Origin of the sequence: Mesorhizobium sp. M7A.F.Ca.MR.362.00.0.0 (genome assembly GCF_004023175.1) — a bacterium.
Taxonomy (GTDB): Bacteria; Pseudomonadota; Alphaproteobacteria; order Rhizobiales; family Rhizobiaceae; genus Mesorhizobium.
In genome coordinates this window covers 1-7,734 of the sequence record NZ_RZTF01000288.1, presented here as the reverse complement: position 1 = coordinate 7,734, position 7,734 = coordinate 1, and the positions used below count along the sequence as shown (strand labels likewise).

Here is a 7,734-nt window from a genome sequence, read left to right as displayed (position 1 = left end):
TGGCGGCGGATCCGGACCGCTCGCGCTGGAACGGACAGTCGCTGTCCAGCGGCGGGCTGGCGCAGGTCTACGGCTTTACCGACCTCGACGGCTCACGGCCCGACGCCTGGCGTTATGTTCCCGAGGTCCAGGACGCCGGCAAGCCCGCCGATGCGACGGGCTATCGATAGGTAATTGGTTCCTGCGCAATTCCGGACGGAAAACCGCTGCGCACTTTTCCTGGAATTGCGTCAGGCGGACCGCCCGTCGAAAGCGAAGACCGACAGGGTCGAAGGGTCGAGATCGGCCACGCAGTTGATGTTGATATAGGCGCTGCGTTCACGGCCCTCGCGGACATCCTCCGCAAAGGGATGGATGCCGCAAGCCCGGCAGAACCGGTGCGCGATGGCATGGTTGCCGAATGTGTAAGTGCCCAAATCGTCGCCCCAGGCCAGGACCCGCAAGGTCTCATGCGGAATGGCACACAGCAGGGCGCCCTTGCGCGTGCAGATCGAACAATTGCACCTGATGGCACCGGTCAGTTCGGCCTTGAATTCGAAGGCCACCTTGCCGCAGTGGCAGCTGCCTTTGTAGAGCATCGGGCTTTTCCTCGTATTCGACAGGGTGCAAAACTGCCTGCGCCGGGTTAAGTCTGGGCAAGCCATGCACTGGCCGCACCCCCTTAAGACGTTCAAGGCGTCCGGAGTCCGACACCGAAAATGCAATCCGTTCGTGATCATCTGGAAATCATTCTTGCGCGCCTCGCCGCCCGTGCCGGCGAGGAGCACGTGTTCACGAAGCTCTATGCCGAAGCCGCACGGGCCGCGGCTGATGCCAGCGATGCCCGCAAGCGGGCAAGTGTGACGCTAGGGCCGCTCGACGGCACCATCGTCTCGATCAAGGACCTGTTCGATGTCGCCGGCGAGCCGACCACGGCCGGTTCGCTGATGCGCAAGACCGCGGCGCCCGCCCAAAGCGACGCGGCAATCGTCAGCCGGCTGCGGCAGGCCGGCGCGGTCATCATCGGCAAGACCAACATGACCGAATTCGCCTTCACCGCGATCGGCGACAACAGCCATTTCGGCACGCCTGGCAATGCCGTGGACGCCAGTCGCATTCCGGGCGGCTCTTCCTCGGGCGCAGGCGTTTCCGTCGGCGAGGGGACAAGCGAAATATCGATCGGTTCCGATACCGGCGGTTCGATACGCATACCGGCTTCACTCAACGGTGTCGTCGGCTTCAAGCCGACAGCGCGACGCGTGCCGCTCGCCGGCGCGTTCCCATTGTCCGCCACGCTGGACTCGATCGGGCCGCTTGCCCGAACCGTCGCCCAATGTGCCGCCGCCGACGCCGTGATGGCCGGCGAGGTGCTGCCGACCGCGCTGGCGCCGATTGCCCTTGCAGGGCTTCGCATAGGCATTCCGCGCGGCGTCCTTTTCGAAGAGACGGAAGACGAGGTGGCGACCGCGTTCGACCGCTGCCTTGGCAAGATCGAGCAGACAGGCGCGCGGATCGCCGACCTGTCGATCGACGATCTGCTCGCCGATTTGCACGCGGCGACCAAGCGTGGCTCGATCGCTGCGATGGAAGGGGCCGAAGTGCATGCCGACTGGCTGGCGACAGGAGCGTCGGTGCCGGTCGACCCGCATGTCAGCGGACCTTTGTCGCGGGCGGCAATGCTGCCGACGCCTGTCTACATCAGGGCAATGCGTCGTCGCGCAGCACTTGCCGCCGCCATGGACGAGCGGCTGGCATCGGTCGATGTGCTGGCTCTGCCGACCACGCCGGTGACGGCGCCGACCATCGTCTCGATGGCTGACGGCGCCGAGCTGCGCGACCGCACTGAGGGCCTGCTGCTGCGCAACACGCAGGTCGCCAACCAGTTCGATCTCTGCGCGATCTCGCTACCGATGCCGGGCACTCCGCTGCCCGCCGGATTGATGCTGGTGGCGCGCAACGGGCATGACCGGCGCCTGCTGCGGATTGCTGCCGAAATAGAGCAGCTGCTTGGCGCGTGACCAGGGCTGAACCGCCTATCAGTGCGACGAACAGTGCTTGCGTTCGCTGTCCTTGGCGGTCCGCACGATACGGGTCGCGACCAGCCAGGGCAGATTGTACTTCTCGCCGGTGATGGTCTGGGGTGCGGTGCTCGATCGAACCCCTGACGACGATCTTGCCGGCATAAAGCGCGTCGGAAAGATCGGTTATCGCCTTGTCGGCCTGCGGCAATCCGCTTGGATCGATCGAGACGCCCTTGATGATCGCCCCGGTGGCAAGGTCGAGCACGCTGTTCGACGGGCAGGGCGCCTTGAAGCAGCGCAGTCCGTTGTCGCAATAGACATAACTGCTTTCGGCCGCGAATGACGGCATGGCGCAGAGCGAACAGACGACGACTACCAGGAATGCGAGCCGTGGATCGGCATGGCTCTCAACGTCGCGGAGAATTGGGGCGAAACCGCGATGCGTTACAGGTTCGCCGGAAACCGCCGCCGATAGTGATCGACCACTTCCGGATTGCGCAGATTGACCGGCAGCTTGTTGGCCAGCACCAACAAGGCTTCACCCGCCGCGCCGACGCCCATGCGCATCATCGATTCCTCGGTGATCCCGGCCATGTGCGGCGTGATGATGACATTGTCGAAGCCGAAATAGGGATGGTTCGACGGCAGCGGCTGTGTCGCAAAAACATCGAGCGCGGCACCGCCGATACGGCGTTTCTGCAATGCCTCGATCAGCGCATCGTCATCGATGACCGGTCCGCGCGACACGTTGATCAGCAGCGCATGCGGCTTCATGCGGGCGATCCGCTCACGGTTGATCAGGCCGCGCGTTTCCGGCGTCAGCGGGCAGCACAGAACGATGATGTCGCTCTGCTCGACGAGAGCGTCGATCGACAGGAAGCCGACCTTGTCCGGCGCCGGCTGCATGCTGCGCGTCGTTGCCACCACCTTCAGGTCGAAGCCGTGCGCCGCGATATGGCCGACCGCCTGGCCAACGGCACCAAGGCCGACGATGCCGATGGTCTTGCCGGCAAACTCGCTGTTGGAATTGGCGTGCTCGCGGCCGGCAAGCCAGCCTTTGGCGCGCAGGTCGCGGTCGACGACGCGGAAGTTGCGCAGCAAGGCGAGCGCCGCGAACATGACGTGCTCGGCAACCGAGCGGGCATTGACCGCCGGCACATTCGCCACCAGCACGCCGCCCGCCGCCGCTGCTTCCATCGGGATCATGTCGAGCCCGGCGCCATGACGGATTGCCGCCCGCAGCAGCTTTGCGCCGTCGAAAAGCTGTGGTGGCAGCGGCGCGCGCACGATGACGATATCAGCGTCCTTCGCCTCGGCGGCCAGCGTGGCCGGATCGATGGCGGAGGCGACGACGAGTTCTCCGGCGCCGGCCAGCATGGCCGAGGCGCGCGGGTGCAGGGCGTGGGTCGTGAGGATACGGGCCATGTTGGTCAGGCTCTTTCGAGCGCCGGGCTTTGCGGCTCCTCGCCATGGCCCTCGATCAGGCCTTTCCAGTAGCTCTCAGCCCCTTGCAGATGGGCGCTCATCAGCGCCTGGGCGAGATTGCCGTCGCGGCGCAGCAGCGCCTCATAGATCTGGATATGCTCGGCATGCGAGCGCACGTTGCGCTCGGGGTCGTTGAAATAGATCGGCAGGCGCTGCTCGCCCATCATATAGTAGACGCTGCAGACATTGTGGAAGACGCTGTTCTTGGTGGCGCGCACGATCTCGAGGTGGAATTCACGGTCTTCCCTGGCAAGCCCTTCGCCGGCGGCAATGCGCTCTTCCGAAACCTTCAGGATTTCACGCAGCCGCTCGAAATTCTCCTCGGTGGCGCGCGAACAGGCAAGTTCGGCCGCCTTGATCTCGTGGATCTTGCGCAGTTCGACCGTCTCGTAGATCTGGATCGGGTCGAGCGGCAGGCCCGCGCGCGCAAAAAGCGCCATGGCCTCCACGCTGGCCTGCTTGGTGTCGATGTAGATGCCGGACTTGGCCCGGCGCTCGACGATGCGCATGGCCTCCAGGATGGCCAGCGCCTCGCGGATCTGGCCGCGGCTGACGGCGAAATGCTCCGCCAGTTCGCGTTCCGAAGGCGTTCGGCCGCTCTCCTTGTCCGAATGGGAGAACAGGTAGGCAGCGAGTTCCGCGAGGAGGTTCTTTTCTTTCATCGTCAACCGCGTTGCGCGTGCGCCTCCAGGAACCGCTCCGAAATGGTGAATCCCAGGCCCGGTTTTTCCGGGATCGCTATCATACCGTCCCTGGCTTCGACAGTCTCTTCGACCAGATCATGGATCATCGGGTTGGCGCCGAGCGAATATTCGACGGTGAAACTCGACGGCGAGGCGGCGCAGACATGCAAGCCTGCGAAAAAACAGGGCGCGCCGGCCCACAGATGCGGTGCAAAGCGCAGATTGAAGGCGCTGGCGATGGTGCCGATCTTCATCGCCTCGCTGATACCGCCGCAGAAGGCGGGATCCGGCTGGAAAATGTCGGCGGCTTTCAGCACCGCGAGATCGCGGAAGGCATAGCGTGTCGCCTCGCTTTCGCCGGTGGCGATCGGGACGGCACCTGACGCCCGCACTTCAGCCATGCCGGGCTTGTCGTCGGCGATGATAGGCTCCTCGAACCAGGCGAGGTCCAGATCGTTGACGAGATGGATGAAGCGCTTGGCTTCGGCCACCGTGTAGGTGCCGTGCGCGTCGACCATCAGTTCGACATCGGGGCCGAGCGCCTGCCGTGCGGCCCGCACGCGGCCGGCCGAAATGTGCGCCGCGCCATCCATGGCGCCAACCCGCATCTTCAGTGCCTTGAAACCGCCCTTGGCGATGTAGGATTTCAACTGCTCGCCGATGGCGTCGGCAGCCGCCCAGCCGCCGGACGCGTAAGCCGGCATGCGATCGAGCTTGCGGCCGCCGAGCAGCCGCCAGACCGGAACGCCAAGCGATTTGCCAAGAATGTCCCACAGCGCGATGTCGACGGCGCTGATGGCGGCGATGCTCATGCCGCGCCGCGCCAGTTGCGGCATGGCGTGGCCGCCACGCGCGGCGCTGTCGTGGCGCACGCCATTGTAGAGCATCTCCCATATGACGCCGATATCGGCCGGATCGCGACCGATCAGTTGCGGCCCGACCTCATGGTTCAGCATGTGGACGAGCGCACCGTAGCTGCCGGCACTGCCGGCGGCGTTCTTGCCTTCGCCCCAGCCGACCAGCCCGTCATCGGTCGCGATGCGCAGGATGGCGGCGTCGAAGGTCGTCACCTGACCGAAGTCGCTGCGGTGCTGCCGAGCGGCTTCGATCGGACCGCGGCTCAACCAGGCTTGGACGGACTTGATACGCATATTCTTCCCCAGCCCCGCCGCCGGTCAGGGCGGAAGGGCGAATTTCCCAGAGGCAGTCGGCTACTTGATCAGCGGCAATAACGTTTCGGCGTTGATGCGCATCTGGTCGGTGTAGAATTTCTCGGTGAGCACGCTGGAGCCGTGGTCCTGGATGAACTTCAGCTGCTCGGGCGAGATGTCGACCGGATTGCGCTCGACCATGTCGGGATAGGGGGCTGCCGGCGTCCGGTCGACGGGCGCGACGAACTCGTTGGTCAGCGCGCCGTCGTAGCCGATCTCGCGCAAGGTGGCGACGATCTTCGGCCAGTCGATCTGGCCGAGGCCGGCGGCAAACCGGTTGTTGTCGGCGACGTGGAAGTCGAACAGGCGCTTTCCGACCTGCCGGATCGCGTCATGGACGTTAAATTCTTCCATGTGGAGGTGGTAAGCGTCGAGGCACACGCCGCATTCGGGGCTGACCGCGTCAGCCAGCGCCAGTGCCTGGGCGCCGCGATTGAACAGATAGGTCTCGAAGCGGTTTAGGGGTTCGACAGCGATCTTGACGCCGACCTTCTTGGCGTGGGTGAAGCATTCACGGGTGGCGTCGACGACCCACTTCCATTCCTCTTCTTCGGTCCCGTCAGGCACGACCTTGCCGACGGTGGCCGGAACCAGCGTGATGATCTCGCCATCGAGTTCGCTGACCATGGTCAGCACGTCCTTGACATACTGAACGGAACGCTCGCGCTGGCCCTGGTTCCTGGCGGCAAGGTTGCGCTCGCCCAGCATCAGGGTCACCGCGCCCCAGCAGCGAATACCATGCTCCTTCAGCAGTGCCCGGGTCTCCTTGGTCTTGTACTGCTCGGGCTCGCCGGAAATCTCGATCGACTCATAGCCGAATTTCTTGATGCGCTTGAGCGTCGTCTCCAAGGGTTCCGCGCGCATCCAGTTGTGCGTCGAAAGATGCATGGTCTGTCCCTCCCAAATCGTCTCTATGGTTCGCCTGCGACATGCATCGCCAAAAGGCGACACAAAGGTTCCTCCCCAAGGCGTTCCCAGCCTTTTTTCGCAAACTGGTTCGACCAATTGGGCCTGAGGCGAGGTCTACAGCAAATTCTCCAGATCGGCAAGAAGCGCTGGGGTGCAACTTTCTCTGTGGATTATTTCATTGATTATATTGAGATATATAGGCCTGCAACAGGTGATTTTGGGGTCTTGATGGCGCATTGCGCGGCTTGACCAAATTTCCACATTTGGTAATACCAGAATGGCGGTGCGTGCAAGCACCCGTTGAGAAAAGACCAAAGTAGCTGGCCCTGCTTCCAATCGGCGCTATGCTCGGTCGAGAGAGAAATGAGGGAGGATGCGATGCCGACGACAATGAAGGGCCCTGGGCTGTTTCTGGCGCAGTTCGCGGGCGACGCCGCGCCGTTCAACTCACTGGCGTCGATCACCAAATGGGCGGCCGGTCTCGGCTACAAGGGCGTGCAGATCCCGACCTGGGACGCGCGGCTGTTCGACCTCAAGAAGGCGGCTTCTTCCAAGGCCTATTGCGATGAGGTGAAGGGCATCTGCGCTGACGCCGGCGTTGAGATCACCGAACTGTCGACGCATCTGCAGGGGCAGTTGGTCGCGGTTCATCCAGCCTATGACGCGCAGATGGATGGCTTTGCGCCGCCGTCGGTGCACAACAATCCCGCAGCCCGGCAGGAGTGGGCTGTCGAGCAGATGAAGTTCGGCGCTAAAGCATCGCGCAATCTGGGCCTGAATGCTTCAGTGTCGTTTACCGGCTCGCTGGCTTTCCCTTACCTCTATCCGTTCCCGCAGCGACCGGCTGGACTCATTGAGGAAGCGTTTGGCGAGCTCGGCAAACGCTGGAAGCCGATCCTCGACGTCTACGAGGACAACGGCGTCGATGTCGGCTATGAGATTCACCCCTCTGAAGACGTGTTCGACGGCGCCACCTTCGAGATGTTCCTCGACGCGGTCGGGGGCCACAAGCGCTGCAACATCAATTACGATCCGTCGCACTTCCTGCTGCAGCAGCTCGACTATCTAGAATTCATCGACATCTATCACGAGCGCATCAAGGCGTTTCACGTCAAGGACGCCGAGTTCAACCCGACCGGCCGGCAAGGCGTCTATTCCGGCTACCAGAGCTGGACCAACCGCGCCGGGCGCTTCCGTTCGCTGGGCGATGGACAGGTGGATTTCGGCGGCATCTTTTCCAAGCTGACGCAGTACAATTATGATTCCTGGGCGGTACTGGAGTGGGAGTGCTGCCTGAAGCATCCGGAGGATGGTGCGGCCGAAGGCGCGCCTTTCATCGAGCACCACATCATCCGGGTGACCGAAAAGGCATTCGACGACTTCGCCGCCGGCACCACCGACAAGAAGTTGCTGCGCGCCATGATGGGAATCTGACGCGGTTTCCCC

8 protein-coding genes and 1 pseudogene are annotated in these 7,734 nt (G+C 63.4%); 3 read left to right on the top strand and 6 right to left on the bottom strand.

What is annotated here, in order from left to right; all coding sequences use genetic code 11:
* Positions 1-170, top strand: a pseudogene (locus EOC06_RS43620) (short-chain dehydrogenase); the annotation flags it as partial.
* Between the two features lie 60 nt (positions 171-230).
* Here EOC06_RS43620 and EOC06_RS26860 read toward each other — a convergent pair.
* On the bottom strand, positions 231-578 hold the full coding sequence (locus EOC06_RS26860) for a GFA family protein (protein ID WP_128309205.1): 348 nt from the start codon (positions 576-578) through the stop codon (positions 231-233).
* A 120-nt stretch (positions 579-698) separates the two neighbouring features.
* On the opposite strand from EOC06_RS26860, the gene EOC06_RS26855 reads away from it, so the two are divergent.
* Positions 699-1,997: an amidase gene (locus EOC06_RS26855; protein WP_128309204.1), complete on the top strand. Its 1,299-nt coding sequence runs from the start codon at positions 699-701 to the stop codon at positions 1,995-1,997.
* Between the two features lie 18 nt (positions 1,998-2,015).
* Here EOC06_RS26855 and EOC06_RS43615 read toward each other — a convergent pair whose 3' ends face one another.
* The 5 genes from EOC06_RS43615 to EOC06_RS26830 all read right to left on the bottom strand — a co-directional run bounded on the left by EOC06_RS43615 (position 2,016) and on the right by EOC06_RS26830 (position 6,267).
* On the bottom strand, positions 2,016-2,162 hold the full coding sequence (locus EOC06_RS43615) for a hypothetical protein (RefSeq protein ID WP_245470103.1): 147 nt from the start codon (positions 2,160-2,162) through the stop codon (positions 2,016-2,018).
* A 282-nt stretch (positions 2,163-2,444) separates the two neighbouring features.
* The gene (locus tag EOC06_RS26845; protein ID WP_128309203.1) at positions 2,445-3,425 is read right to left on the bottom strand and encodes an NAD(P)-dependent oxidoreductase; all 981 of its coding nucleotides are present in this window, start codon (positions 3,423-3,425) and stop codon (positions 2,445-2,447) included.
* 5 nt (positions 3,426-3,430) lie between these two features.
* Entirely contained in the window at positions 3,431-4,147 is a 717-nt protein-coding gene (locus tag EOC06_RS26840; protein ID WP_128309202.1) for a FadR/GntR family transcriptional regulator, read from the bottom strand.
* A 2-nt stretch (positions 4,148-4,149) separates the two neighbouring features.
* On the bottom strand, positions 4,150-5,319 hold the full coding sequence (locus EOC06_RS26835) for a mandelate racemase/muconate lactonizing enzyme family protein (RefSeq protein ID WP_128309201.1): 1,170 nt from the start codon (positions 5,317-5,319) through the stop codon (positions 4,150-4,152).
* A 60-nt stretch (positions 5,320-5,379) separates the two neighbouring features.
* Entirely contained in the window at positions 5,380-6,267 is an 888-nt protein-coding gene (locus EOC06_RS26830; RefSeq protein ID WP_128309200.1) for a sugar phosphate isomerase/epimerase, read from the bottom strand.
* Positions 6,268-6,666: 399 nt separating this feature from the next.
* On the opposite strand from EOC06_RS26830, the gene EOC06_RS26825 reads away from it, so the two are divergent.
* Positions 6,667-7,722, top strand: coding sequence for a sugar phosphate isomerase/epimerase (locus EOC06_RS26825; RefSeq protein WP_128289244.1), 1,056 nt, complete (start codon positions 6,667-6,669; stop codon positions 7,720-7,722).
* Positions 7,723-7,734: the final 12 nt, after the last annotated feature.

Coding starts and splice junctions, on each gene's coding strand:
- EOC06_RS26860 (WP_128309205.1), bottom strand. CDS start 578: ATGCTCTACAAAGGCAGCTGCCACTGCGGCAAGGTGGCCTTCGAATTC.
- EOC06_RS26855 (WP_128309204.1), top strand. CDS start 699: ATGCAATCCGTTCGTGATCATCTGGAAATCATTCTTGCGCGCCTCGCC.
- EOC06_RS43615 (WP_245470103.1), bottom strand. CDS start 2,162: ATGCCGGCAAGATCGTCGTCAGGGGTTCGATCGAGCACCGCACCCCAG.
- EOC06_RS26845 (WP_128309203.1), bottom strand. CDS start 3,425: ATGGCCCGTATCCTCACGACCCACGCCCTGCACCCGCGCGCCTCGGCC.
- EOC06_RS26840 (WP_128309202.1), bottom strand. CDS start 4,147: ATGAAAGAAAAGAACCTCCTCGCGGAACTCGCTGCCTACCTGTTCTCC.
- EOC06_RS26835 (WP_128309201.1), bottom strand. CDS start 5,319: ATGCGTATCAAGTCCGTCCAAGCCTGGTTGAGCCGCGGTCCGATCGAA.
- EOC06_RS26830 (WP_128309200.1), bottom strand. CDS start 6,267: ATGCATCTTTCGACGCACAACTGGATGCGCGCGGAACCCTTGGAGACG.
- EOC06_RS26825 (WP_128289244.1), top strand. CDS start 6,667: ATGCCGACGACAATGAAGGGCCCTGGGCTGTTTCTGGCGCAGTTCGCG.